The organism is Olsenella uli (assembly GCF_901212655.1).
In the GTDB taxonomy this organism is placed as follows: Bacteria; Actinomycetota; Coriobacteriia; order Coriobacteriales; family Atopobiaceae; genus Parolsenella; species Parolsenella uli_A.
The window spans coordinates 1-218 of the sequence record NZ_CAAKON010000046.1; the positions used below are offsets into that span (position 1 = coordinate 1).

Consider the following 218-nt stretch of genomic DNA (forward strand, 5'->3'; position numbering starts at 1 on the left):
GGCGACGTGGCCAAGTGGTAAGGCATGGGCCTGCAAAGCCCCTACCCCCAGTTCGAATCTGGGCGTCGCCTCCATCGATTTCGAAGCTCCGGTTTGCGCCGGAGCTTTTTTGTTTGGCTCGAAGAAAAGTTTTCAACTTCCACTTGACGAACTCGAAGAATCTGGCATTATATTTCCTCGCACCAACGCACGGGGATATAGCTCAGTTGGGAGAGCGC

General features: G+C 54.1%; 1 tRNA gene. It reads left to right on the plus strand.

The annotated features are described in order from the left end of the window. Positions 1-74 (plus strand) — tRNA-Cys (locus EFAMC2_RS09115). Positions 75-218 lie beyond the last annotated feature (144 nt).